The 25,657-nt window shown below is 71.6% G+C and carries 23 protein-coding genes; 11 read left to right on the top strand and 12 right to left on the bottom strand.

The window, feature by feature from the left end; all coding sequences use genetic code 11:
- Nucleotides 1-12: 12 nt before the first annotated feature.
- Both DQ384_RS40510 and DQ384_RS43685 read right to left on the bottom strand, forming a co-directional pair.
- Complete coding sequence (locus tag DQ384_RS40510) at nt 13-318, bottom strand: hypothetical protein (protein ID WP_147268871.1); 306 nt, start codon at nt 316-318, stop codon at nt 13-15.
- Nucleotides 319-471: 153 nt separating this feature from the next.
- Entirely contained in the window at nt 472-1,107 is a 636-nt protein-coding gene (locus DQ384_RS43685; protein WP_114030978.1) for a class I SAM-dependent methyltransferase, read from the bottom strand.
- 121 nt (nt 1,108-1,228) lie between these two features.
- Between DQ384_RS43685 and DQ384_RS23185 the strand changes: the two genes are divergently transcribed.
- Complete coding sequence (locus DQ384_RS23185; RefSeq protein ID WP_114030977.1) at nt 1,229-1,819, top strand: helix-turn-helix domain-containing protein; 591 nt, start codon at nt 1,229-1,231, stop codon at nt 1,817-1,819.
- A 124-nt stretch (nt 1,820-1,943) separates the two neighbouring features.
- On the opposite strand, the gene DQ384_RS41435 is transcribed toward DQ384_RS23185, so the two are convergent.
- The 5 genes from DQ384_RS41435 to DQ384_RS23165 all read right to left on the bottom strand — a co-directional run bounded on the left by DQ384_RS41435 (nt 1,944) and on the right by DQ384_RS23165 (nt 5,040).
- Nucleotides 1,944-2,096, bottom strand: coding sequence for a hypothetical protein (locus tag DQ384_RS41435; RefSeq protein WP_181871356.1), 153 nt, complete (start codon nt 2,094-2,096; stop codon nt 1,944-1,946).
- A 641-nt stretch (nt 2,097-2,737) separates the two neighbouring features.
- On the bottom strand, nt 2,738-3,493 hold the full coding sequence (locus DQ384_RS23175) for a GntR family transcriptional regulator (RefSeq protein WP_114030976.1): 756 nt from the start codon (nt 3,491-3,493) through the stop codon (nt 2,738-2,740).
- On the bottom strand, nt 3,490-3,759 hold the full coding sequence (locus DQ384_RS43040) for a tryptophan synthase subunit alpha (RefSeq protein WP_245966708.1): 270 nt from the start codon (nt 3,757-3,759) through the stop codon (nt 3,490-3,492). Before DQ384_RS43040 ends, DQ384_RS23175 begins: the two co-directional genes overlap by 4 nt.
- Nucleotides 3,759-4,028, bottom strand: a complete 270-nt coding sequence (locus tag DQ384_RS43035; RefSeq protein ID WP_245966707.1) for a hypothetical protein — start codon at nt 4,026-4,028, stop codon at nt 3,759-3,761. The genes DQ384_RS43040 and DQ384_RS43035 overlap by 1 nt, the downstream gene beginning before the upstream one ends.
- Before the next feature lie 172 nt (nt 4,029-4,200).
- Nucleotides 4,201-5,040, bottom strand: coding sequence for an NAD(P)H-binding protein (locus tag DQ384_RS23165; protein WP_114030974.1), 840 nt, complete (start codon nt 5,038-5,040; stop codon nt 4,201-4,203).
- A gap of 78 nt (nt 5,041-5,118) precedes the next feature.
- Here DQ384_RS23165 and DQ384_RS23160 point away from each other — a divergent pair, with 78 nt between their 5' ends.
- Nucleotides 5,119-5,697 (top strand): TetR/AcrR family transcriptional regulator, encoded by a 579-nt coding sequence (locus DQ384_RS23160; RefSeq protein ID WP_114030973.1) that lies wholly within the window; start codon nt 5,119-5,121, stop codon nt 5,695-5,697.
- Between the two features lie 31 nt (nt 5,698-5,728).
- On the opposite strand, the gene DQ384_RS23155 is transcribed toward DQ384_RS23160, so the two are convergent.
- The 3 genes from DQ384_RS23155 to clpX form a co-directional block, all read right to left on the bottom strand.
- Entirely contained in the window at nt 5,729-6,937 is a 1,209-nt protein-coding gene (locus DQ384_RS23155) for a beta-ketoacyl-[acyl-carrier-protein] synthase family protein (RefSeq protein ID WP_114030972.1), read from the bottom strand.
- Between the two features lie 333 nt (nt 6,938-7,270).
- Entirely contained in the window at nt 7,271-9,718 is a 2,448-nt protein-coding gene (locus DQ384_RS23150; RefSeq protein ID WP_147268870.1) for a M14 family zinc carboxypeptidase, read from the bottom strand.
- A 733-nt stretch (nt 9,719-10,451) separates the two neighbouring features.
- A complete protein-coding gene (gene clpX, locus DQ384_RS23145) occupies nt 10,452-11,744 on the bottom strand; it encodes an ATP-dependent Clp protease ATP-binding subunit ClpX (RefSeq protein WP_114030970.1) in 1,293 nt (430 codons plus the stop codon).
- A 145-nt stretch (nt 11,745-11,889) separates the two neighbouring features.
- Here clpX and DQ384_RS23140 point away from each other — a divergent pair, with 145 nt between their 5' ends.
- Entirely contained in the window at nt 11,890-13,014 is a 1,125-nt protein-coding gene (locus DQ384_RS23140; RefSeq protein WP_114030969.1) for a TetR/AcrR family transcriptional regulator, read from the top strand.
- A 23-nt stretch (nt 13,015-13,037) separates the two neighbouring features.
- A complete protein-coding gene (locus DQ384_RS23135) occupies nt 13,038-13,574 on the top strand; it encodes an NUDIX hydrolase family protein (protein ID WP_114030968.1) in 537 nt (178 codons plus the stop codon).
- A gap of 134 nt (nt 13,575-13,708) precedes the next feature.
- Here the strand turns inward: DQ384_RS23135 and DQ384_RS41430 are convergent, their stop codons facing one another.
- Entirely contained in the window at nt 13,709-13,861 is a 153-nt protein-coding gene (locus DQ384_RS41430) for a hypothetical protein (protein WP_181871355.1), read from the bottom strand.
- 220 nt (nt 13,862-14,081) lie between these two features.
- Here DQ384_RS41430 and DQ384_RS23130 point away from each other — a divergent pair, with 220 nt between their 5' ends.
- The 7 genes from DQ384_RS23130 (at nt 14,082) to DQ384_RS23100 (ending at nt 23,678) form a co-directional block, all read left to right on the top strand.
- Complete coding sequence (locus DQ384_RS23130; RefSeq protein ID WP_114030967.1) at nt 14,082-15,923, top strand: ricin-type beta-trefoil lectin domain protein; 1,842 nt, start codon at nt 14,082-14,084, stop codon at nt 15,921-15,923.
- Nucleotides 15,924-16,120: 197 nt separating this feature from the next.
- Entirely contained in the window at nt 16,121-17,482 is a 1,362-nt protein-coding gene (locus DQ384_RS43030) for a chitinase (protein ID WP_114030966.1), read from the top strand.
- Nucleotides 17,483-17,705: 223 nt separating this feature from the next.
- The gene (locus DQ384_RS23120; RefSeq protein ID WP_114030965.1) at nt 17,706-18,917 is read left to right on the top strand and encodes an ROK family protein; all 1,212 of its coding nucleotides are present in this window, start codon (nt 17,706-17,708) and stop codon (nt 18,915-18,917) included.
- A gap of 252 nt (nt 18,918-19,169) precedes the next feature.
- On the top strand, nt 19,170-19,427 hold the full coding sequence (locus DQ384_RS23115) for a hypothetical protein (protein WP_114030964.1): 258 nt from the start codon (nt 19,170-19,172) through the stop codon (nt 19,425-19,427).
- Nucleotides 19,424-21,190: a thiamine pyrophosphate-dependent enzyme gene (locus DQ384_RS23110; RefSeq protein ID WP_114030963.1), complete on the top strand. Its 1,767-nt coding sequence runs from the start codon at nt 19,424-19,426 to the stop codon at nt 21,188-21,190. The genes DQ384_RS23115 and DQ384_RS23110 overlap by 4 nt, the downstream gene beginning before the upstream one ends.
- A gap of 101 nt (nt 21,191-21,291) precedes the next feature.
- Nucleotides 21,292-22,131, top strand: coding sequence for an NAD-dependent protein deacetylase (locus DQ384_RS23105; RefSeq protein ID WP_114031068.1), 840 nt, complete (start codon nt 21,292-21,294; stop codon nt 22,129-22,131).
- Nucleotides 22,132-22,328: 197 nt separating this feature from the next.
- Nucleotides 22,329-23,678, top strand: a complete 1,350-nt coding sequence (locus tag DQ384_RS23100; RefSeq protein WP_114030962.1) for an MFS transporter — start codon at nt 22,329-22,331, stop codon at nt 23,676-23,678.
- Nucleotides 23,679-23,760: 82 nt separating this feature from the next.
- Here DQ384_RS23100 and DQ384_RS23095 read toward each other — a convergent pair whose 3' ends face one another.
- Nucleotides 23,761-25,650 carry a discoidin domain-containing protein gene (locus DQ384_RS23095; RefSeq protein ID WP_114030961.1) on the bottom strand — a complete coding sequence of 630 codons (1,890 nt, stop codon included), beginning with the start codon at nt 25,648-25,650 and terminating at the stop codon, nt 23,761-23,763.
- Nucleotides 25,651-25,657 lie beyond the last annotated feature (7 nt).

The following is a 25,657-nucleotide window of genomic DNA, read 5'->3' as shown; positions in this document are numbered from 1 at the left end:
CCGACCACCACCTCACCCCACACCACCACGGCGGCGCGGCGGGAGGTCCGGCGGCTGCCCCGCCCCCGCCGCCGCTCCGCACCAGCCCCCGCCGCCGCCATCGCCGCCACCACCACCGTGCTGCCCCCGCTCGCCGGCCGGTTCGCCGACGACGCCATGACCGAGACACCGCTGCGGGAACGCGTCGCCCGCGCCGCCCGCGACGGCACCGGCTGCGCCACCGTGCTCGTCGTCTCCCACCGCCCGGCCGCACTCCAGCGTGCCGACCAGATCACCGTCCTGGACCGCCGGCCGCGTCGCCGGCCGCGGCACCCTCACCGAACCGCTGCGCACCTGCCCCGAGATGCGGCGCCTGTGGGGCGAGGAAAGCGCCCGGGAAGCCGCGCAGACCGCACCGACCCCACCGGGCGGACCGCGCCGGGCAGACCGTCCACGGAGTCCACGCCGGCCCGTCCCACCGGCCGGCCGCTCTCATCCCGGCAGGCGGCGCACCTTCAGCACGTTGTCGGTACGCGCGACCGGCCGGCCGTCCGGGGTGTCCTGGACGCGCTCGTACTCCTCGCACACCTCCACCTCCCACCCGCCGGGAGGCAGGTCCAGCGCCTCCAGCACCTCCCGCGGCGTGGGAAGGGTCAGCCCCGGATGCGCGTCCGCCTCCCACGGCGCCGGCCCGGCATGCCCCGCCACCAGCAGCACCCCGCCCGGCGCCACGGCCGCCGCACCCCACCGCAGGATCCGCTCACGCGGCAGCTCCGCATGCGAATGCAGGAAATGCGCCGACACCAGATCGAACACCCCCCGCGGGAACGACACCCCCAGATCACGCCGCTGCCAGTCCACCAGACCCGCGACCCCCGCCTCCGCGGCCCGCGCCGCCGCCCTCTCCAGGGCCACCCCCGACACGTCCACCGCCGTCACCCGCCACCCCCGCCCGGCCAGCCAGATCGCGTCCGCCCCCTCGCCACACCCCAGATCCAGAGCCGTCCCCGCCGGCAACGCCGCCACCTGGCGGACCAGCATCACGTTGGGCTCACCACTCCAGACCCGATCCCGCTCCGCGTACCGCGCGTCCCAGTGCCGCGCCGCCACGCCCAGATCCTCACCCATCGGCCATCCCTCTCGTCCCGCAGACCGGAAAGCACACACCGCGCACTCCCCGCGTTCACCGAGATGGTCCGCCCACCCCCGCTCGTTTGACAAACCTTCTTGCCGGAGTGGCAATATAGAGATGGCCGACGAAGACCTCACCGGCGTCCTCGACGCCGTCGGCCCGCGACTGCGGGCCCTGCGCCGCGAACGCGACGTAACCCTCGCCCAGCTCAGCCAGGCGACCGGCATCTCCCTCAGCACCCTGTCACGCCTGGAATCCGGCCAGCGCAAACCCACCCTCGAACTCCTGCTCCCCCTCGCCAAGGCCCACGGCGTGCGCCTGGACGAACTCGTCGGCGCCCCCGCCACCGGCGACCCCCGCGTCCACCTGCGCCCCTTCACCCGGCACGGCAGAACCTTCATCCCCCTGGCCCGCCATCTCGGCGGCCTGCACGCCTACAAAGTGATCATCCCCCCGTCACCGGACCCCGGCGCCCCCCTCGACCCCCGGGTCCACGAGGGGTACGAGTGGCTCTACGTCCTGTCCGGCCGCCTGCGCATGGTCCTCGGCGAACACGACGTCGTCCTCACCACCGGCGAAGCCGCCGAATTCGACACCCACCTCCCCCACGCCTTCGCCAGCGCCGACCCCCACCCCGTCGAAATGCTCATCATCTTCGGCCCCCAAGGCGAACGCATGCACGTCCGCGCCCGCCCCACCACCAAGTGACCCCACACAGGGCCGACGCGGGAACGAACGGCCCGGCCGATCGGAGCACCCAAGTCTCCCGGGTGGCCCCGCCGGCCAGCGGGCGGATCCCGCTCGCGGCCAAAAGCCCCGACCCGGAACCGGATCACCCCCACAGCGCGATAGACAAGATGTGCACCGACACCTCCGACGCCGCGCACAACCACCCCCCACCGACCTCGGCGGCGACGACGCCACACTCCTCACCGCCATCGCCGCCCAGCACACCGGCGCGCTGAAAACCCTCCACCACCGCCACGCACCCTGGCTACGCCTACGCCTCACCCGCCGCTGCGCCGACCCCGACCTCGTCGACGAAGTCATCCAGGACACCTTCGTCGCCATCTGGCGCCCCAGGAACCGGCCACCCCGAACGCCTCCCCGCCCAGATCCGCGACCGCTACCTGTCACCCCACGCCCGAACCTGCCGCGAACACCGCACCGTCACCTACTGCGCCTTCCCCGACTACCAGTCCTGGATCCCGCTCTGGGCCGCGGCGATCGACCCCGTCGTCCAAGCCCTGCCCCCGGCACAACGGGAGCACATCCCGACCGTCAAGCAATCCACCAGCAGCTGGTGGCTGTACGAAGACTGCGCGGCCCGTACTGGCCCTGGCTCTACCAAGCGAACCGACCTGGGAACCGGTCCACCTCGCCTGGCTGACCGCACTGCCACTCCTGCTCACAGCCCTGGACCTGATCGGCCAAGGACCCCGTCGGACCCGCTGACGGACTGCCGTCAGGGCGCAGCTGGAGATTGTCGGGGGTTGCTCAGCTGTTTTCTGAGCGAAGCCAACGCCTTTACATTGTAGATTTCTAGCTGCACCCGTCGATCTCTACGAGTCAGCGCGGCCGGCGGCCGGCCTCGTCGCCACGGTGGGACGGACCGCAGACCGGTTGTCAGCTGGTGGCGCCCCAGGTGAGAGAGAGGCCGGTGGCGGCGCGTTCGGTGCGGATCTCCATCATGCTGCCGAGGATGGTGGCATGGTCGGACACCACGGGCGTGGCGTCGAGCGTGTAGGTGATCCGGGTGCTGACGAGCACCGGGCTGCCCTGCGGCTCGTGGAGGTGGCGGGCGGCGGCGGGGTCGAGCAAACCGGGCCGAACCACCTCGGACGCCCGGGCGACCGTCACTCCCGCGTCGGCGAGGGCCGTGTAGAGGGACACGGCCGTGAAGTCGCGGTCGCGGATCTGGTCGGCCACCGGCCGGCGGACCCAGGACACCTGGTGTACGGCGGGACGTCCCGCGAACTCGCGGACCCGCTCCAGCCGCAGGGCGGTGTCGCCGGGACGCAGCCGCAGCTCCGCGGCGATCCGGGCGGGCGCCCGGCGCACCGCCCGCCCGGCCACCGCGGTGCGCACGTCGTGGCCCTGTTTGCGCAGGTCGTCGACCAGGCTGCGGAGGGAGTCGAGCTGGTACGCCAGGTGGGGCGGGGCGACGAACGTGCCCCTGCCGGGCTGCTGCACGATCAGTCTCTGGTCGCTGAGCTCCCGCAACGCCTGGCGCAGCGTCATGAGGGTCACCCCGTAGGAGGCGCTCAGCTCCCGTTGCGGCGGCAGGACCTCACCGGGGGCGTAGTGTCCCGACCGGATCTTCGCGGCGAGGTCGGCGGCGATGGCGCGGTATCTCGCCTCGTGCCCGGCGTCGGGGGTCATCGTGGTCGGTCACACTCCTGGTCGAGGGCTTGCCGCAGGGTCGCGAGGAAGGCCCGCAGGTCCTCCGGACCAGCCCCGTCGAGCACCCGCCGCATGACCGCGGCGCCGACCACCACGCCGTCGGCGTGCCGGCGGGCTTCGCGTGCCTGGTCCGGGGTGGAAATGCCAAATCCTAGCAAGACCGGCCGGTCGGTGACGCGCCTGATCCGCTCGGTGAGCTCCGCCGCCGAAGCGGCGAGGGCGGCCCGCTCACCGGTGGTGCCCATCAGCGACACCGCATAGACGAAGACAGCCGGCGGGCCGGTGTGAGCGGGGTCGGCCGCCCGGCGTGCACGGCGAGCAGCCGCGCCAGGGCGCCGCGGAACCCCGGATCCGCCCAGGCCTCCCGGAACGCCTCGTCCACCTCGCGGCACGCCTCCACCAGGGACTCCGGCGCGTACCGTCCGCCGTACTCGCCGAATCGGCCCCGCGCTCGGGGCTCGCCCATCGTCCCGTCCGGCGGGACCGGCTCACGCCAGGCCAACACATCTCGCATGCCATGCTCCGATCGTTCTATAACTCTATGATGAGTTATAGAACAGTGAGTGTGGCACGGCCGGTGTGGACGCGCCACCACCGATGCTCGGCACGGCAGCCAGGAGGTCCTTCGGCCGCGAATCGCAGCACGAGCGTGCGGATCAGTGGCGATGACGGCCGTCGTGGGAGCGTCACCTGAAGGCGGCGATGTTGCGGCCTGCCCACTCGGCGAAGGTGCGGGGCGCGCGGCCGAGGACGCGCTCGACGTCGGGGCTCACCCGCCGTTCGCCGTCCGTCGGCTCGCCGAGGATGGCCAGGGTGCCCTCCACCACCACCTCGGGCATGAACCGGGACATCTGCGCACGCGCCTCCTCCCTGCTCTGCTCGACGAACCGCACCGGCTCGCCCAGCGCCTCGCCGATCGCCGTGGCGCGCTCGCGCGGTGTCACGGCGACGGGCCCGGTGAGCTCGTAGGTGCGCCCCGCGTGGCCCGGCTCACGCAGGGCGGCGGCCGCGACCTCCGCGATGTCGGCCGGGTCGACGATCGGCAGTCCCACGTCGCCGAACGGCGCCGCGGCCGTCCGGTGCGCGCGGATCGGCTCGCACCAGGCGAAGGCGTTGGAGGCGAACCCTCCCGGCCGCAGGATCGTCCAGTCCGGACCGGCCTGCCGCAGCGCGTCCTCGAACTCCCGGAGCCTGGCGTGCGAGACGAACTCCGGGCGCGTCGCCACGGCCTGCGAGGACAGCAGGACGACCCGCCCGACCCCGGCGGCCTTCGCGTCGTCGAGGATCGCATGGGGGCTCGCGCCGGTGACGAGCTGTTCTCCGGCGATCAGGAGGAAGAGCGCGGCGGCGCCTTCGAGCACGGGGCGAAGGCTCTCGGATCGGCCCAAGTCGGCCTGGCGATGCCGTACGCCGTCGGGCAGGTCCGCCGCCCGCCGCGACACGGCCGTCACCCGCTCGCCGGCCGAGGCGAGCGTCCGCACCAGATGCCGCCCGATGTTCCCGGTCGCACCGGTTACCACGATCATGGATCGTCTCCTTAGTTAGTTGGCTGACTAAGAACCGACCGTAGCCCGTCGCGGCCTCGCGTGTCTATAGTGAGTCAGGTGACTGACTCAACGAGGGTCCGGCGCGGGGCCGGCAAGCGGGAGCGCCTGGCGTCCGCCGCCGCCCGCGTGCTGCACGAACAGGGCGTCGAGAAGACCACGCTCGCCGACATCGCGCGAGCGGCCGGCGTCCCCGTCGGAAACGTCTACTACTACTTCAAGACGAAGGACGAACTCGTCGAAGCCGCGATCGAGTCCCACGCCGACGGTCTCAAGACGCTCATCGCCGCGCTCGAACGGCTCCCGGCGCCGCAGGACCGGCTGAAGGCGCTCGTGCGAGGCTGGGCCGACCAGCGCGAGGTCGCGGCCCGGTACGGATGCCCCACCGGAACGCTGGCCTCGGAGCTCGACAAGCGCGCCGACGGCCTCGACCGCGCGATCGCCAAGGTCATGGGGGCGCTGCTCGACTGGGTCGACCAGCAGTTCCGGCAGATGGGGCGGACCGACTCCCGGGAGCTGGCCGTGGCCCTGGTCGCCGCCTACCAGGGGATCTCCCTGCTCACCAACACCTTCCGCGACCCGGCACTCATGGCGACCGAAGGCCGGCGCCTGGAAGGCTGGATCGACTCGCTCGCCTGACAGCGGCTCGTTCCCGGATGCCGGTGAGGGGCTACCTGGTGAAGGCCAGGGAGGCGTTGTGTCCGCCGAAGCCGAACGAATTGGCGATCGCCGCCGTCCAGCCGCCCCGCCGGGGGGTACCGGTGACGACGTCCAGCTTCACCTGCGCGTCGAGATCGTCCAGGTTGCGGATGGCCGGGACCACCCCGTCCCGCAGGGCGAGGACCGTCGCCAGGGCGCCCATCGCCCCGGCCGCCCCGCACAGATGCCCGGTCATCGACTTGACCGCGGTGACCACGGGATGCGTCCCGATCGCCTCGGTGATCGACCCCGCCTCCGTCAGGTCGCCGGTCGGGGTCGAGGTGGCGTGCGCGCCCACATGCCCCACGTCCAGCGCCTCCAGGCCCGCCGACGCCAGCGCGAGCCGCATCGCACGGACCTGACCGCTCACGTCGCCGGCGGTGATGTGATGAGCGTCGGACGTGGTGCCCGCCCCGGCCAGCGTCGCGTGCGCCCGGGCTCCCCGGGCCGCGGCGAACCCCTCGCGCTCCAGCACCACGATGGCCGCCCCCTCCCCCAGGACGAAGCCGTCCCGTCCCCCGTCGAACGGCCGGGACGCCTCCCCGGGCGCGTCGTTGCGCGTGGACAAGGCCCTGGCCTGGGCGAACCCGGCCAGCGTGAGCGGGTGCACGCACGCCTCCGCGCCACCCGCGACCACCACGTCGGCGCGACCGAGCCTGATCAGGTCCAGCCCCATCGCGATCGCCTCGGCGCCGGAGGCGCAGGCGCTCACCGGCGTGTGCGCGCCGCCCCGGGCGCCGAGCTCGATGCTCACCACCGCCGCCGGGCCGTTGGGCATCAGCATCGGAACCGTGTACGGCGACACCTTCCGGGCGCCCGACTCCTCCAGCAGCGCGTTCTGGGCGAGGGTCGTCAGCACCCCGCCGACCCCCGTGCCGATGACGACCGCGAGCCGCTCGGGCTCGACGTCCGGAGCCCCGGCGTCCTGCCAGGCCTCCCGCGCCGCGACCAGGGCGGCCTGCTGGCAGCGGTCCAGCCGCCGGGCCTTCACCCGGCCCAGCACCTCGGCGGGATCGGTCTTCATGCGCCCGGCGATGCGGACGGGCAGGTCCCGCGCCCAGTCCTCCTCGATCGCGACCACCCCGGACCGTCCCTCCAGCATGCCGGCCCACGTGGAGGTGACGTCCCCGCCCAGCGGCGTGGTGGCACCGAGCCCGGTGACCGAGGCACCCTCTTTCATCCCGTCTCCCCTCGACACGACCCCTCCGTCCCCGCGGACCCCGCCGCGCGGCGATACGTCCCGAACACTCGAGGTCTACGGTCTCAAGGCGGGCCGGTTTCGGCAGGTGGCCTGACCGACGAAAAAGTGACGTGACCTTTGTCGCCGATGTCACGATCGTTGGTGGCCACCGACCGGACGCCTTTACTTTGTAGATTCATTCCGTAGCACAGCGGTGGCGTTCCAGCCGGAGAGTCGGCCGTCTCCCTCACGCGGCGTCCGTAAGGGGGCCGACCGCGCGAAACGGCCGCCGGTCGGATGACCGGCGGCCGCCTCACGTGCCCGGGGAGAGGGTCAGGGGGCCTTGCGGACCTCCACCCTTTCCTTGCGGTAGTTGTCGGCGTGGCCGTCCGGCCGGTAGCCGCGCTCGACGTTGCCGGCGATGTCCACGGCGAACCAGCGGACCTCGGTCGTCCTGTCGACGGTGAGCTGCTGCGCCCCCTCACGCATCGCCGCGGCGGTGAGCTTGGGAGAGCTCAGCGTCGGACGGCTGCCGTCCAGCGTGTAGTACACGTTGGCGGGCTCGTCGATCGTGAAGGTGAACGACGTCGAACCGGGCGCCTTGGCGGTCACCTTCAGGTCCGACCGGGGACGGTCGTCGTCGTCGGCGAAGGAGCGGGCGACCTCCAGGATGGCGATCTGCCCGGAGGAGAACTCCATCGCCTCCTCGTGACCCTCGGCGAACGGCGGCTGGAAGCCGACCGGCTCGAACTGCTTGGTCGCCGGGTTGTAGACGTCGGCGCCGACCTCGAAGTCCCAGCCGATGATGTCCCGGTTGAACCAGTGCTCGTCGGCGCTGTTGCCCGCCGCCGAGTACAGCACGTCCGGGACCGGGCCGGTGCGGCCGGGCCAGATCGCCGTGCCGCGCCAGGACTGCACGGCGGACAGGATGTGGCTGGAGGCCTGCCAGAAGTACTCCTCGGTGCCGAAGTCGACCCGGGGCAGCAGCTCGCGGCCCGCGGCCTTGTAGGCGCCGGGGGGCCACATGAAGTAGCCGCCGTAGGAGTGGGTGTTCATCGCGAACTTGATGTTCGGGTACTGGTGGGTGAGCCACACCTCGTTGCGGGACTCCGGCTCCGACAGCTCGGCCGGGCCGGCGAAGGTGTCACTGGAGCAGCTCGCGGAGGCGCCGCTGTACCCGTCGTAGTACGAGCCGACCGAGAAGTTGCGGTTGATGTCCACGCCCCAGCCGTTGCGGGCCGCCGGGTCCGAGCGCTCGGGTCCGCAGTGGTCGGTCATGTTGCGGCGCTGGAAGTTGTAGTCGTACATGCTGTAGTGCGCGCCGTCGGGGTTGACCACCGGCAGGATGAAGATGTCCAGGTCGTCGACCAGCTTCTTGGTGGCGTTGTCCCTGGCGTAGTTGCGCAGGAGCCGCTCGGCGGTCTCGACGCAGGTCACCGGGGTCACCCACTCGCGGGCGTGCTCCTGGCAGTACAGGAAGACGCCGGTCTTGGATCCGTCGCGCTTCTTGCCGACGCGCAGCGCCTTCATCTGGAAGGGGGCGCGCGCGATCGACTGCGGGGCCTTGAGGTTGTCGGTCAGCCGGGTGGCGGGGGCCGCGGCGACCAGGCCGGCTCCGGCGTTGCCCCGGTAGGTGGCGGCGGTCAGCAGGGCGGACGCGGAGGCGTGGGCATTGAGCGCGTCCGCGACCTGGCGGGCGGTGCTGCTGACGGCGCCGGAGGCGTCCGTGGCCAGGCTGACCACGACGTCCTTGCCGGTCACCGACACGCCGAGCGCGGCGTTCGGCGTCCCGGGCTTCACCAGGGCGACGCTGATGTCGTTACCGCCCTCGTGGCCGTAGACCTTCGAGCTGACGTAGAACGTGCTCGCGGCGACGGTGCCGAACTGCGCCTGCGCGAGACGGCGGTAGCCGTTCGTCTTGTACGGCAGGTCGACGATCTCGGCGACCTTCGGGAACTCCCGGGCCAGCGTCGTCATCCGGTAGGTGACCTCGGTGGGGTCCATGTAGTGGTCCACGAAGTCGGAGATGTAGTGCTTGCCCGGCGCCTTGCGGCGCTCGCCCAGCCACTTGGACACCGGGACGGTGACCGTGCCGCCGCGATTGCTGGTGATCGTGACCTTGGTGGGGGTCTGGTCGATGTTCAGCGGCGTGTTGAACCGGTGGTACATGTACTGGCCGGCGTCGGTGAAACGCGACATCGTGGCGGTGCCGCCGGAGTCCGGGGCCGTTCCCCTGCCGCTGTCCCAGGTCGCGGTGAGCACGGTCTCGGCGTCGGTGGCGCTCGACTTCACTTCGACGGACAGGAAGCGCTGGTCGTCGAGGCTGGTGAACCACTCGGCGCGCAGGACGGTCAGCTTGTCGACCTCCGCCTGCGCCTCCTTCGACTCCGCGATCGCCGAGCGCCGCTGGGCCATGTTGGCGGCGGCGTCGGTCTGGTCGGAGATGGCGCCGCGCACGTCGATGCCGAGGGCGCGCAGGTCCTGGGCCTCCTGCGGGCTCAGGACGGCGTGCACCTCGATGCCGTCGGCGACGGACTTCTTGTACTCCGCGAGGTCGAGGCCCATGGAGTTGAGGCGGTCGAGGGCGTCCTGGTCCGGGACGACGACGCGCAGCAGCGCGACGCCGTTCTGCTCGGTGCTCGGCTGCCGGTCCGGCACGACCTCACTGGTGGGCGGGGACGGCTGGGCGAGAACCGGGATCGCGCTCAGAGAGAAGGCTACGGGCAGGGCGACGGCCAGCATGATGAGGCCGGCCCTCCCGCGTTTGAGAGAAGTCCTCACGAGATTCCTCCAGTAGGCGCACGACACCGGGGTAGGGGGTCATCCCGGCACGAAGTACGCATTCGGCAAGAATTGTTGCCAAAGGGAGGATCATCGTCAAGGTTTCAAATACTCACATTCGCTGGCATTGAATCTTTATAGGAAATTTATGTACTTGTTTGCCGGCTTCTGATAAAGCGGCACGGCGCGCTCGCTCCATACGGACACGACACCGGACGCAAGGGAAGCGCTGACGGCATCGACAGGACCGGACGGCGGCACGGGACGGCTTGCGGCACCGGTCGACGGACGGCCTGCGGCACCGGACTGCGGTCTGCGGTCTGCGGAGTCGCGGAACCTGGCGGACACTCCCCCGGAGTCGCCTCATGCCCTCTCTTGGAGCCGCCTCGCGTACTCTCTTGGAGCCGCCTCCCGCGCTCCCTTGGAGTCGCGTCTCGGCTCACGGGTGCGGCAGGTAACTCCACTCGCGGCAGCGACGCGGCCGTCTTCGCGGACCGCGCTCGCGACGCGAACTCCGCTTCGGAAACGCGCGTGCGGCATTCGCCGACCAGACGGAGAACGAACGGACGGCGCCTCCCCGGCGCCTCATCGACGCCTCAGAGGCGGTACCCCATTCCCCGATAATCAGCCGGTCGCATATCTCCCGGCGGAATCGATTCCGCCCCCGATTCTTTCCGTCACCCGTACCTTCCTCCGGGGTCACCCCCCGCCGCGGCCGACGCGGGCGCCCCCGTCAGGCCGTCTTCTCGTGGCGCTCATGGCCGCGTCCCGGCCGCTCACGGGCGATGAGGGTCGGGTTGACGTTGTGCAGAACGGTGTCGCGGTCGATCACGACGCGGGCGACGTCGTCCCGGCTCGGCACCTCGTACATGACGTTGAGCAGCACCTCTTCGAGGATCGCGCGGGCCGCCCGGGCGCCGGTTCGGCGTAGCAGGGCCTGGTCGGCGATCGCGCCCAGAGCGTCCTCGGTGAACTCCAGCTCGACGCCGTCCAGGGCGAACAGCTTCTGGTACTGCTTGATCAGCGCGTCGTGCGGCTCGGTGAGGATGCGCGTCAGCGCCTCGCGGTCCGGCGACCGGAGCGTCGACAGCACCGGCAGCCGCCCCACCAGCTCCGGGATCAGTCCGAACTCCAGCAGGTCCTGCGAGGTCACCTGGGCGAAGACGTGCCCCTCGCCCTTCGCGGGCGCGGGGCGGATCCCGGCGCCGAACCCGGCGCGGCCGCGCCCCGTCCGCCGCTCGATGATCGTCTCCAGGCCGTCGAACGCCCCGCCGGCGATGAACAGCACGTGGCTGGTGTCGATCTGGATGAACTCCTGATGCGGGTGCTTGCGACCGCCCTGGGGCGGCACGCTCACCGTCGCCCCCTCGATGATCTTCAAGAGTGCCTGCTGGACGCCCTCGCCGGACACGTCGCGGGTGATCGACGGGTTCTCGCCCTTTCGGGCGATCTTGTCGATCTCGTCGATGTAGAGAATGCCCGTCTCGGCCCTCCTGATGTCGTGGCCGGCGGCCTCGATCAACCTGAGCAGGATGTTCTCGACGTCCTCCCCGACGTACCCGGCCTCGGTGAGCGCGGTGGCGTCGGCGATCGCGAAGGGGACGTCCAGCAGGCGGGCGAGGGTGCGGGCGAGGTGGGTCTTGCCGGAGCCGGTCGGGCCGATCATGAGGATGTTGGACTTGCCGAGCTCGACGTCCTCGTCGTCGCCGGCGGGCCGCCGGGCGCGGCCGGTGGCCGGGCGGACGCGTTTGTAGTGGTTGTAGACCGCCACCGACAGCGACATCCTCGCCGTCTCCTGGCCGACGACGTACCGCCCCAGGAACGCGTCGATCTCTCGCGGCTTCGGCGCCTCCGGCGGCGCGCCCCCGGCCGTCTCGACGAGCTCGTCCTCGATCAGCTCGTTGCAGACCTCGACGCACTCGTCGCAGATGAAGACGCCCGCCGGGCCCGCGATGAGCCTGCGGACCCGCTTGCGGCCCTTGCCGCAGAACGAGCACAGCAGGTCGCCGTCGCCGATGCGTGCCACTCGGAAAACCCCCTCGGTGAGCGTGCGGACGTCAGACCCGGCGCTTCACATGATTCGATCATATGGTCATACCATCTGGATGCCGACGGTATCTTGGATCCCGCCGGACGGCAAACCCGAGGACGAGGAAGGGCGAGGACGACCGATGGCCAGGCTGACCAGGGCGGAGTCACAGGAGCGCAACCGCGCCAGGGTGCTGTCCGCCGCCCGGGAGGAGTTCTCGGAGCTGGGCTTCCGCGACGCCAAGATCGACCGCATCGCGGAGCGCGCCGGGCTCACCCGCGGCGCGGTGTACTCCAACTTCCCCGGCAAGCGGGCGCTCTACTTCGCCGTCCTCGCCGAGTCGGCCGAGCGCGGTCCTGACGCCCCGCGTCCCGAGGCGGGCCGCGACGCCCGCACGGCGCTCGGCGCGTTCGCCCGCGCCTGGGTCGGTCGTCTCCCCCTCGCCACCGACGACGGTCCCGGCGCGGCCCGCCTCGCCATGGACCTGATGCCCGAGATCCTCGCCGACGAGCGCACCCGCCGCCCGTTCGCGCAGCTCATGAAGCTCGACGCGATCCTGCTCGGGCTCGCGCTCGAACGGCTGGGCCCGCCCGGCGCGCCGCCGGTCCGCCAGGTGCGCGTGGCCGAGGCCGCGCTCACGACCCTGCACGGCGCCACGCAGATGGCCACCGCCGCGCCCGGCTTCATCGAGCCCTTCGACGTCGTCAGCGTCTGCGAGCGGCTCGTGGGCCTGGAGCTCGGTGGCGGGTGGCCGCTCGTTCCGCCCGTCCCCCCGGCGCGGCCCGCCGACGAGCCGTGGTCTCCCATGGCGCCGGACGCGGGAGGGTTGATCGACGTGGTGCGCGGCGAGCCCGCGCGGCTCGGCGACGACGGCGTGGTGGCGGTCCTCGGGCTGCACCGGCTGGAGGCCGTCGAGGAGGCCGTGCGCGCGGCGCCGCCGGGCGCCGAGGTCACCGCCGTCCTGGTCACCGGCGACCCGGGCGAGCTGGCGCCGCTGGCGCGGCTGGTCGTGGCCGACCTGTGCGGCTGCCTGCGCGAGTCCTTCCCGCCGGGGGCGTGGCCGCGCCTTCAGGTGGTGCACGACGAGTCCGGCGCCGTCGCCGCGGCGGCGGGCGTGCCCGCGGTCGGGGACGACACCGAGACGGCCGTGCGCGTCGCCGGCGGCCGGGTCGTCGCCCGCGCCGACGGCCGGGGCGCCTGCCACGCCGCCGCCTCGGCCACCGTCGCCACGCCGCCCGGCCGATCCGAGGCGCGACGTCATGGCTAGCCCTGGCGAAGTACCATCGGTGCGTGACCGAAACAACCGAAACCGCACCTGGCTGGCTCGCTCCTGAGGAGCTCGAGACGGTGCGGGGCCGGATGCCGATCCTCTACGTCGACGCCGTGCCCGTGCGGGTGGACGAGGCCGGCGTGGTGACCCACATCGGCCTGCTGCTGCGCATCGGCTCCGACGGCACCATCAGCCGCGCGCTGGTCTCCGGCCGCGTCCTTCTGTACGAGCGGGTGCGCGACGCGCTCGTGCGTCACCTCGAGAAGGATCTCGGGCCCGTGGCACTGCCCCACGTGCCGGTCTCGCCGCAGCCGTTCACCATCGCCGAGTACTTCCCGACCCCCGGCGTCACGCCGTACCACGACCCGCGGCAGCACGCCGTATCCCTGGCCTACATCGTCCCCGTGGCGGGCGACTGCCGTCCCCGGCAGGACGCGCTGGACCTGATCTGGTTCACGCCGGAGGAGGCCGCGTCCCCGCAGGTGCAGCAGGAGATGACCGGCGGGCAGGGTCTGCTGCTGAAGCAGGCCCTGGCCCACGTGGGCCGGCTTCCGTGAAGCGCTGACGCGGCCGCCGGGCCCTGCTCGGGACGGGTCGCCGCCGGTGGTCCGGCCGGATCCCGGCGGGCCGCCGGCCAGGCCCGGCATGTGGCGCAGAAGGAACTCGTGCGGTCTCGCGATGTGCCGGCGCGTCAGCTCTGGGGCGAGGTCTCGGTCGCCGCGCGCACCGCCTCGTAGATCGCGCGGTGCTCGCCTTGCAGGCGGTCGGTCTCGTTCGGCGTGTCGATGTTCAGGTAGAGGTAGCGGTCGGTCAGCCTCCTGGGCTGCCCGGTGATCGCGATCATGCGGGGCGGCAGGCTGGACCGACCCGCGCGAGCGGTCCGCGGGGGGCGAGAGCGGTCCTGACCAGGCTCTTTTTCCATGGCGAGATACAAGTTGTGAAATATCTTGTCCGAAGCGATTGCAGGCTTGTTCGGGAACGTGTTACCTCTTCTACTGCCAGTGCGATGCCGGGCAGGGCCGTGCGGGCAGGTTCCCCACTCACCCCCAGAGGGAGACCCGCTCATGTCCTTGCGAAGATTCCGGCTCGCCGCGACCGCCGTCCTGCTCCTCGGCGGCACCGCGTTCGGCGTCGCCGGAGCCCCGGCCGCGCAGGCGGCCGGCGAGACCGTCAACATCTGGCTCACCACGACCTCCGACGCCGGCGGCCGCAACGTGACCAGGGGGCTCCAGCAGCAGGCGCCCATCGCGTTCGCGGCCACCAGCCCCGGCGCGCAGCAGACGATCACCGTCAACGAGAACACGACGTACCAGCAGTTCGAGGGCGCGGGCGCGTCCTTCACCGACACCGCCGCGTGGCTGATGAACAGCAGCGGCGCGCTCACCGCCGCGACACGCAACTCGGTCATGCAGAAGCTGTTCGACCCGGTCAACGGCATCGGGGTCGACTTCCTCCGCAACCCGCTCGGGTCCTCCGACCTGGCCCGCAACAGCTTCTCGTTCGACAACACCTGCTGCGACCTGAACGACTTCTCGATCAGCCACGACCTCGCCGACATCGTGCCGCTGACCAAGCAGGCCAAGCAGCTCAACCCGGCCCTGAAGGTCATGGCGTCGCCATGGAGCGCGCCGCCGTGGATGAAGGACAACAACTCCTACAGCCAGGGCTGGCTGCAGTCGCAGTACTACGGCCTGTACGGGCAGTACTTCGCGCGGTACATCCAGGCCTACCAGCAGCAGGGCATCCGCGTCGACTACGTCACCCCGCAGAACGAGCCCACCTGCTGCGCCGGCTACCCGTCGATGAACTGGAACGCCTCCGGCCTCCAGACCTTCGTCAAGAACGGCCTGTGGCCGGCCTTCCGCGCCGCGGGGATCACCACCAAGACGCTGGTCCACGACTGGAACTGGGACAAGTACGACGAGTACGCGGCCCTGCTGGTCAACGACGCCGCGATCCGCAACGACCCGTTGTTCGGCGGGATCGCCTGGCACGGATACGGCGGCGACGTCACCAAGCAGACCACCGTGCACAACCAGTACCCGCAGGTCAACGCGTACCAGACCGAGCACTCGGGCGGCACGTGGATCGGCGACCAGCAGGCCGAGGACATGAACAACCTGATCGACTACACCCGCAACTGGGCTCGTAGCTGGATCAAGTGGAGCCTCGCCGTGGACCAGAACTACGGCCCGCACAACGGCGGCTGCGGCACCTGCACCGGCCTGATCACCGTCCACAACGGCGACGCTCGCCACGGCCAGGTCGACTACACCATCGAGTACTACACGATGGGCCACCTCACGAAGTTCGTGAAGCCCGGGGCCTACCGCGTCGACTCGACCGCCAACGGCGCGGTGAAGAACGTCGCCTGGAAGAACCCCGACGGCTCCAAGGCGCTGATCGCCTACAACACGACCGGCGGCTCTCAGTCGGTCAAGGTCAACTGGGGCGGCCAGTCGTTCACCTACACGCTGCCCGCCAAGACCTCGGCCACCTTCACCTGGGCGGGCACGCAGGGCGGCGGTGGCGGCGGCCGGTCCATCGTCGGCTACGGCGGCAAGTGCGTGGACGTGGCCGGCGCGAACAGCGCCAACGGCACGCAGGTCCAGCTCTACACCTGCAACGGCAGCACGGCCCAGCAGTGGACCGTGGGCACCGACGGGACGATCCGCGCGCTCGGCAAGTGCCTGGACGTCAACGCCGGCAGCAACGCCAACGGCACCAAGGTGCAGATCTACGACTGCAACGGCAGCGCCGCGCAGTCGTGGACGGTGAACTCCGACGGCACGATCCGCGCCCTCGGCAAGTGCCTGGACGCCACGGGTCCGAGCTCCGCCGACGGCACTCCCCTGCAGATCTGGGACTGCTTCGCGGGCGACAACCAGCGATGGTCCATCGTCTGACCTGCCGCTTCACCCGGTCTCTTGACCGCACGCACCAGGGAGCGTTAAATCCCAGGCAACGAACTGATAAGAAACCTTCTTGTCAATTGAGGCTGCCCACTCAGGCCGACAGGAGGGCCCCGCTGAACGGAGGCTTCCCGAGCGCTTTTTCCATTGCTTATTTGAAGCACTGATCTAGAAGGACGCGAACACCCCCCATGAAACGCCAACACCCCGCACGCAGCCGCGCCTGGCTGCTCTCAGGCGCCTTCGTGGCGATCCTGACCCTTCTCGCGGCCGGTCTCGGCCTCTCCCCCGCCTACGCCGCCACCGGCCAGATCACCGGCATCGCCGGCAAGTGCGTCGACGTCGCCGCCGCCAGCAACGCCAACGGCACTCAGGTCCAGCTCTACACCTGCAACGGCACCGGCGCCCAGCAGTGGACCACCGGCTCCGACGGCACGATCCGCGCCCTCGGCAAGTGCCTGGACGTCAACGCCGCCAGCAACGCCAACGGCACCAAGGTGCAGATCTGGGACTGCAACGGCAGCGCCGCCCAGGTCTGGACCGCCGGCTCCGACGGCACCCTGCGCGCCCTCGGCAAGTGCCTGGACGCCACCGGCAACAGCTCCGCCGACGGCACCCCCCTCCAGATCTGGGACTGCTTCGCCGGCGCGAACCAGCGCTGGACGCTGCCCAGCGGCGGCGGCACCCCGCCGCCCGCCCCCGGCAAGATGCCGGGCGCGCCGTACCTGTACATGGGCTGGGGCAACCCGCCCAACCCGGGCACCGTCATGGACGCCACCGGCATCAAGTCCTTCACGATGGCCTTCATCCTCTCCAGCGGCGGCTGCACCCCCGCCTGGGACGGCCAGCGCGCGCTGACCGGCGGCACCGACCAGCAGGCCATCAACACCATCAAGTCCAAGGGCGGCAGCGTCCAGATCTCCTTCGGCGGCTGGAGCGGCAACAAGCTCGGCCCCAACTGCTCGACCCCGCAGGCCTACGCGAACGCGGTGCAGCAGGTCATCAACGCGCTCGGCCCCGCGGTCGTGGACTTCGACATCGAGAACACCGACGAGTTCTCCAACTACACCGTCCAGGACCGCATCCTGAACGGCCTGAAGATCGTCAAGCAGAACAACCCGAACGTCAAGATCGCCGTGACCTTCGGCACGAGCACCACCGGCCCGACCGGTGACGGCCTGCGGCTGATCAACCAGTCCCGGGCGCTGAACGTGCCGATCGACAACTACACGATCATGCCGTTCGACTTCGGCGGCGGCGCCAACATGTACCAGAGCACGGTCAACGCCTCCGAAGGGCTCAAGAACGCCCTGAAGAGCGCGTGGGGCTGGACCGACGCCCAGGCGTACGCGCACATGGGCATCTCGGGCATGAACGGCCTGTCCGACCAGTCCGAGGTCACCTCCCCGGCCACCTGGACGCAGATCCGCGACTGGGCCAAGTCCAAGGGCCTGACCCGGTTCGCCTACTGGTCGGTCAACCGCGACCGCGCCAACGGCGCCGGCGTGCCCTCCGGCGAGTGGGAGTTCACCCGCATCACCGCGGGCTTCTGACGGCCCCGGGAGGGGGCGGGGCACGGCGCCCGTCCCCTCCCCGCCGGAGGGCGGCGTACTTCGTCGCCTGCGGCCGACCACTTCGAGGCGGAAGGCGTACCCTTTCCGTCAGACTTGGTCAGAGTGTGATCACCACGCCGGCCACGGCACCGCACCCCGGTGACGTGGCCGGCGCGCACGATCCGGCCGCGGCCCACGGCCCCCGAAAGGAACGCACGAAGCAATGGCCAGCCCCGAGCGCCGGACGGTGCGCGACCTTCGGCGCGGAAACCGGGCGGTGTTGCTGCGCAATCTGTACTTCGCGGGCCCGGCCAGCCGCCAGGAGCTCAGCCGCCTCACCGGCCTGAGCGCCGCCTCTGTGAGCAACGTGACCGGCGACCTGCTCGCGGAGAACATCATCGTCGAGGCCGGCATGGTGGACTCCGACGGCGGCCGTCCCCGCACCCTGCTGCGCGTCAACCGCGAGTACGGGTACGCGATCGGCGTCGACGTCGGCGAGACCCACGTGCACGTCGAGTTGTTCGACCTCGACATGAACATGCACGCCAAGGCCGAGTTCACCCTGCGGGCGGCCCAGCACGACGCCGACCTGGTCGTCCGCCACGTCCTGGCCGGCATCGACGCCGTGCTCGCCTCCGCCGAGGCCACGCCCGCGCAGGTCCTCGGCGTGGGCATCGGCGTGCCGGGCATCGTCGAGAGCGGCCCGGACGCGCTCGTCCACGCCCAGACCTTCGGCTGGGACGGGGTGCCTCTCGGCGCGAAGGTCCGCGCCGGCACCTCGCTGCCCCTGTACGTCGACAACGGGGCCAAGACCATGGGCCAGGCCGAGCTGTGGTTCGGCTCCGGGCGGGGGTTCCGGCACGCCATCGTCGTGCTGATCGGCTCGGGCGTGGGAGCGAGCATCATCACCGGCGGGCTGACCTACCGCGGGGCCAACAGCAGCGCCGGCGAGTGGGGCCACACCAAGATCGCGGTGGGGGGACGGACGTGCCGCTGCGGCGCGCGCGGCTGCCTGGAGGCCTACATCGGGGCGCAGAGCATTCTGGAACGTGCCGGGCTGTCGGCCGAGATCGAGCGCGAGCAGGCCGCGCTGGGCGAGCTGGTGCGGTCGGGGGCGCCCGTCGTCCTGGAGACGATCGAGTACCTGGGCGCGGGGCTGGCGAACCTGATCAACCTGTTCAACCCCGAGCGCATCGTCATCGGCGGCTGGGCCGGGCTGCTGCTGGCCCGGCACGAGCTGGTGAGGATCAAGGCGGCGGTCGCCGAGAACTCGCTGACCCAGCCGTACCAGACCGTCTCGATCGTGCCCGGCAGGCTGGGCGCGGACGCGGTGGCGCTCGGCGCGGCCACCCTGGTGGTGGACGAGTTCCTGCTGGGGGCGATCCCGGCGGCGGGCGACGGTTCCCCGGCGAACGTGACGCGCCTGTCCGGCTGAGGGCGCATCGGCCGGGGATCGGAGCGCGGCGGGCCACACTCGGTTGAAGTCCGGAAATATCGGTTAATGGCCCGGCACGTATCTCGCAAGAGATGCGGGCATGCCGTCCCATCTGGGGTTTTGCGCCGAGGACCGCCGGGAAGGGCGACGCGGGTACGGGTTCACAACCGATCGGGTGCGCCGATCATGGACCGCACCCGGGCGCTGAGCCCCCGTCGAGGGCGGATCGCCTGCGGAGAGCGGGAGCCGGACATGACGACACACCTCCTGACATGCGGTGACCCGCGCGACGTCGTGGCGTCGGCGCTGGGCACCCTCGCGGGGTCCGTGGCCGATCCCAAGGAGGCCGCGGCGCGGCTGAGGTCCCGGGTCTCCCCCGCCAGGCCGCTCGCCCTGGCGGCGCTGCTCGCGGCCGGTTACCTGGCCGGACGCAGCCACGCCCGCCGCGCGCGGGACGCGGCCCGCTCCGGCGACCGTCCGGCGCGCGCACGGATCGGAGGAGACCGATGACGGAGATCGTGGGCGAGAGCGTCGCCAGGCGGCTGGTCGAGTGGGGGGTCGACACGATCTTCGGCCTGCCGGGCGACGGCATCAACGGCCTCATGGAGGGCTTCCGGCGTCACCGCGCGCGCCTGCGCTTCGTGCTGGTGCACCACGAGGAGGCCGCCGCGTTCATGGCCACCGGGTACGCCAAGGCCACCGGGCGGCTCGGCGTGTGCGCGGCCACCTCGGGTCCGGGGGCGATCCACCTGATGAACGGGCTGTACGACGCCAAGCTCGACCACGCGCCGGTGCTGGCGCTCACGGGCATGCAGGAGACCTCGGTACTCGGCACGTACTACCAGCAGGAGGTCCACCTCGATCGGCTCTTCCAGGACCTGGCCTCCTACAACCTGATGGTCACCAACCCCCAGCAGGTGCCGGGGGTGGTGGACCTGGCCGTGCGGGACGCCCTGTCCAAGCGCACCGTCGCCCACCTGAGCTTCCCCAACGACATCCAGGTCGCGCCCGTCACCGAGGATCCCTACCGGCACGTCGGCCCGGGGGCCCCGTCCCGCAGCGTCCCCGTCTACTCCAGACCGCCGCTGCCCCCGGCGGAGGAGGACCTCGACCGCGCGGCGGACACGCTCAACGCGGGCCGCAAGGTCGCCGTCTTCGCCGGGGCGGGCGCCCGCGACGCCCGCGCCGAGGTGCTGGCCGTGGCCGAGCGGCTGGCGAGCCCGATCGTGAAGACCCTGCCCGGCAAGCCCGTCGTGCCGGACGACCATCCGATGACCACCGGCGTTCTCGGGCTGCTCGGCACCAAGCCGAGCGAGGAGATCATGCGCGAGTGCGACACCCTGCTCATGGTCGGCGCGTCCTTCCCGTACGCCACGTTCCTGCCCGAGCCCGGCGCCGCCCGGGTCGTGCAGATCGACGCCGACCCGAGCCTGATCGGCCTGCGACTGCCCGTGGAGGCCCCCGTCGCGGGCGACGCGCGGCTGGCGCTGGAGCGGCTCCTCCCCCGGCTGAAGGGCGGCGCCGACCCGTCGTTCCTGCGCAAGTACCAGCGCAAGGCCCAGGCCTGGCGGGCGGACATGAAGGCGCTGGAGGACCCCTCCCGGCACCCGATCGCCCCGCAGTACCTCATGGGCTGCGTCGACCAGGCGGCCACCGGCGACGCCATCCTGACCTGCGACTCCGGGACGATCGCCACCTGGGCGGCGCGGCACTGGACGATCCGCGGCGGCCGCGACTTCTACCTGTCCGGGAACCTGGCCACCATGGCGCCCGGCCTGCCGTACGCGATCGGCATGCAGCACGCCTTCCCCGGCCGCCAGGTGATCGCCTTCGTCGGCGACGGCGGCTTCGCCATGCTGATGGCCGAGTTCCTCACGGCCGTGCGGAACCAGCTTCCGATCAAGGTGGTGATCTGCAACAACAACGCCTATGCGCAGATCCTCTGGGAGCAGATCGTGCTGGGCTACCCCGAGTACTCCGTCCGCCACCGGCAGCCGGAGGCCGACTTCTCCGCCTGGGCGCGCGCCTGCGGCGCCTACGGGGCGAAGGTGGACTCTCCGCACGAGCTCCCGCGCGCCATTCGCGCCGCGCTGGCTCATGACGGGCCCGCGCTGGTGGACTGCGACGTCAACCCCAACGAGCCTCCGATGCCGGGCAAGGTGACCTACGAGCAGGCCAAGGCGTTCACCGAGGCCTTCCTGCGCGGCCAGCCGCACAAGAGGGAGATCCTCGTCACCGTCGCCCGCGACAAGATCAACGAACTGCGGTCGTGACGGCGCCCCCGGCCGGGCCGGTCACCCGGGCGCGTGCCCGGGCACGGTGTGCCGTGGGGCAGCATGGAGGGGTGATCGATGGGACGAGCGCGCTGGCGGACATGCTGGGCGCGGGCGGCGTTGTCGTGCTGAGCGGGGCGGGACTGTCCACGGAGTCGGGCATTCCCGACTACCGGGGGCCGAGCGGGGCGCTGGTCCGGCACACCCCCATGACCTACCAGACCTTCACCGGGGACGCCTCCGCGCGCCGGCGCTACTGGGCGCGCAGCCACGTCGGCTGGCGGACTATCGCCCGGGCCGCGCCGAACGCCGGGCACCGCGCGGTCGCCGGTCTCCAGGAGCGGGGGCTGGTGAGCGGCATCATCACCCAGAACGTCGACGGCCTGCACCAGGCCGGCGGCGCGCGCGGGGTCGTCGAGCTGCACGGCAGCCTGGACCAGGTGGTCTGCCTGGGCTGCGGCGACCTCAGCTCCCGCGAGGAGCTGCACCACCGCCTCGGCGAGGCCAATCCCCGGTTCGACGCCCAGGCGGACGCGGTGAACCCCGACGGCGACGTCGACCTGTCCGACGAGGAGGCCGAGAGGTTCCTGACGGTCGGGTGCCGCGCCTGCGACGGCGGCGTCCTCAAGCCCGACGTCGTGTTCTTCGGCGAGACCGTCCCACCGGACCGGGTCGGCGCGTGCTACGCCATGGTCGAGCGGGCGCGCGTCCTGCTGGTGCTCGGGTCGTCGCTGACGGTGATGTCGGGCCGCCGGTTCGTGCTGCGGGCCGCGAAGCTGGACATCCCGGTGGCGATCGTCAACCAGGGCCCGACGCGCGGGGACGACTACGCGACGCTCACCGTGGACGCCCGGCTGGGCGAGGTGCTGTCCGACACGGTGCGCCTCGTCGACGCGCGGGCCGCCCGCCCTCTCCTGCCGGCGCCGGCGCGGTCCCTGTAACCTGCCGGGCCGGCCGGCGTGGGGGCGACACCTCCGCCAGGATTCGGACAGCGCCACCCGCGACCATCAGGACCGGTTCCGAACATGGCGCTCGCGTGGCGGCCCTGGTGTCCGGGCAGGGGGCGCGCTTGACACGTGGCTGGGATCTTGTTGCACTGTCCGGGTCGCCGGGCCGGAACCTGACCGCGGGGGTGTCGATGCCAGACGGGGAGGCCGCGTCCCGTGAGTCCGCGGGCCCGGCCGGATCGGCGCCGTCCCTGTGGCGGAACCGGAACTTCCGCTGGTTTCTCACCGTGCAGGCGTTGTCCGCGCTCGGTGATTCGTTCTCGTACGTGGCGATCCCGCTGCTCGTGCTCCGGGCGACCGGTTCGGTGGTCCAGATGGGGGTGGTCACGGGCCTGGTGGGCGTCGCCTCGATCGTCACGGGGCTGTTCGCCGGATATCTGGCCGATCGGGTGGACCGCAAGGCGCTGCTGATCGTCTGCGACGTGGCGCGGTGCGTCCTGTACGGGCTGATCCCGGTGGTGTGGCTGGTGTCGCCGCAGGTGTGGCTGCTGTACGCCGTCGTCCCCCTCGCGGGGGCCTTCGCGATGCAGTTCCAGGTCACCTATGTGACCATCGTGCCCGCCCTCGTCCCCGCCGGCCAGATCACCAAGGCCAACGGCCACCTGTACGCGGCGTACTCGGTGGCGGGCGTGGCGGGGCCGACGCTGGCGGGCGTCGTCTCCGGCCTGGCCGGGCCGGCCGCGGCCATCGCGATCGACGCGGCGAGCTTCGCCGTCTCGGCGGCCGGCCTTCTCCTGGTCCGCCCGCGCCCCGCCGAACCCGCCCCCCGGCCCGATCCCGCGTCCGGCCCGGGGGCCGGTGTCCGAGCCGACGAGGCCGAGCCCGGGGCCACCGATGCCAAGCCGTCCCGGCGCCGCGCCGTGACCAGGGACTTCATGGCAGGGGCGGGGTTCCTCTGGCGTCACCCGGTGCTGCGGCGGCTGACGATCATGCTCACCCTGCTCCTGTTCCTCACGTTCGGCCTGACGGACCTGATCATCTACTACCTCAAGCACGACCTCGGCCGGTCCGACAGCACCGTCGGCTACATCCTCGCCGCCGCCACCGGGGGCTCCCTGCTCGCGGCCACCCTCGTGGCCCCCCTGCGCGAAAGGCTCGGGTTCGGGGCGTGCTGGATCGGCGCCTGGGCGCTGTGCGGCGTGACGATCGCGCTGCTCGGGGCGTCCCCGGGAGCCCTGGCCGTCGGCGTGCTGGCCACGCTCTGCCTGCTCTGCACGGGCGTCGCCGGGATCTGCTCGATGTCGCTGCGCCAGGAGGTCACGCCGAGCCATCTGCTCGGCCGCGTCACCTCGGCCTTCTGGACCATCCACAACACCCTCGGCCCGGTGGGCGCCGCCGTCCTGACCGCCGCGGCGTCCCGCTACGGCGTCACGTCCGTCTTCCTGCTCGCCGGCGTCGCCTGCACGCTGATCGCCCTGTCGGCCGTGCTGACGCCGATCCGCCGGGCGCGGCCGGAGGGCCTGGAGGGCGAACCGGCCTGAAGCGGGCCCGGCCGGAGGCGACGAAGCCGGGCGGGCCTCGGCGTGCGAGGCCCGCCCCGCGCATCGGGCCGGGAAGGACCGGTCAGGAGGAGTAGGCCTCCAGCTCGTAGATTCGCGCGGCGGTGTCGGTGTCGTTCGTCGGTTTGATCACGTTGACGCGTACATACCGTCCGGAGACGTTGACGGCGTGCGTGGTGACGTCGGCGGTGTTGCCCCGCGCCTGGACGGCGTTCGTCCAGATGTTGCCGTCGTTGCTCACCTGGATGTCGAAGTCGCGGGTGTTGAAGCTCTGCTTCTCCCCGCCCGCCCCGGCGTGGCGGACGACGAAGCGCTTGATCGCGGTGGAGGCCCCGAGGTCGACGCGCAGCCACTTGCTCGCCCCGAGGGAGCACCACTTGTCCGCGTTGCCGCCGTTCCAGGTGCCGTTGACGGCCTTGGCCGGCCCCTCGGTCGCCGCGCACTGGCTGTCGGCGGTGGCGGGCTTGTTGAGCAGCAGATTCGTCCCGGTCTGCTGGCCGGGGACGTACAGGCGGATGTCGGTCAGGCTCGCGCTGCCCTCGTACACGTTGGTGTAGAGGTCGCCGATGACGAAGTAGTCGGGGTAGGCGGAGCCGTTCGGCCACTGGTTCGGCCAGGAGGCGCTGCCGTTCGCGTCGTTCTGCGTCAGCGTCCCGTTGAACCGGCCGTCGTACTCGGACGCCTTGACGTTGTAGTGCCAGATCGGGTCGTTGCCGACGACGAAGTTCCGGTGGAAGCGCAGGGTCCTCTGGCCGGCGCGGGCGAAGTTGCCGCTGGCCTCCAGGGTGTAGCCGGTGGCGTCGCGCTCGATCGCGAAGGTGTAGTAGGTGTTCGGCATCAGCTCGGGCTGCAGCTCGGCGGCCGACGAGAGCTGCTGCTCGGCGACGCCGCCGGAGCAGCTCGTCATGAACCACTGCGAGTTGCCGGGCAGGCCGCCGGGGCCGGGGTTCCAGTTCGGCATCCCGCTGATCCACATGTTGACGGTGTTGAAGCTGCTGTCGCGGTAGTTGTAGTAGGTGTTGTCGGCCGAGTTGCACACCCGGCCGCCGGTGCCGGAGCCCACCCGGTCGGGGTGCTGCGAGAACGCGTCCATCAGCACCTTGCGGTGGTAGTGCCAGAAGTGGTTGTTGCGGGGCGCCGGGTTGGCGAAGTCGACGATCGACATGAAGTGGAAGCCGTTGTACCCGTACGGGCCCTGGCGCACGTCCTGCCACTGGCAGTAGGGCACCGACGCGTCGCCGGTCCAGCCGGGAGAGCGCGATCCCTCACCCCAGGGGTGCTGGGTCTTGCAGCCCGCCGTGCTGTAGCCGTTGATCCGGTTGTTGTAGTTGATCGCGCCGTTGCGCTTGCCGCCGAAGTCGAGGGTCTTCAGCTTGTACTCGACGCGGTACTGGTCCGGCAGCTTGTTGGTGGGCCGGAAGATGGCGCCGCCGGTCGACTCCGGGACGTTGAGCACCGCGACGTGCTCGCCGCCGAGTGCCTGCGTGCTGATCGACGGCGGCGACTCCAGGACGCCGTCGTTGTTGAAGTCGCGCGCCGACAGCGAGGCCGTCAGCCACCCGTCCTGGCCGACCCGGATGTCCTTGCGGTAGGTCGAGAAGGAGTTGAACTGGGTGGTCCAGGCCGGGCCGTAGTCGTTGCGGTACCACTGGCCGGCGTCGTCGCTGATCGTGTCGAACGGCTGGGCGTAGGTCTCCCTCACCCACGGGGTGCCCGACGCGTTGATCGGCGTGGAGAAGTTCTCGTTGTAGAGCAGGGTCCAGCCGGGACGGGTCGGGTCGTCGGCCGCGACGGCGGGCGCCGCGGCGCCCGCCGTCCGGGAGCCGGCCGACGGTCCGGGCTTCGCCGGACCCGCCGTGGCCGATCCGGCCGTGGCGGTGTTCAGGATGACGAGGGCCGAGGTGACCGCGGCGAAGGCCGCCCCGCGAGCCGCTCGTCGTGCCGTGTGTCGCATACGTTGT

The organism is Sphaerisporangium album, from assembly GCF_003323745.1.
Lineage (GTDB): Bacteria > Actinomycetota > Actinomycetes > Streptosporangiales > Streptosporangiaceae > Sphaerisporangium > Sphaerisporangium album.
Note: the sequence above shows the minus strand (reverse complement) of the source record. Positions and strands in the feature narration are given on the sequence as shown.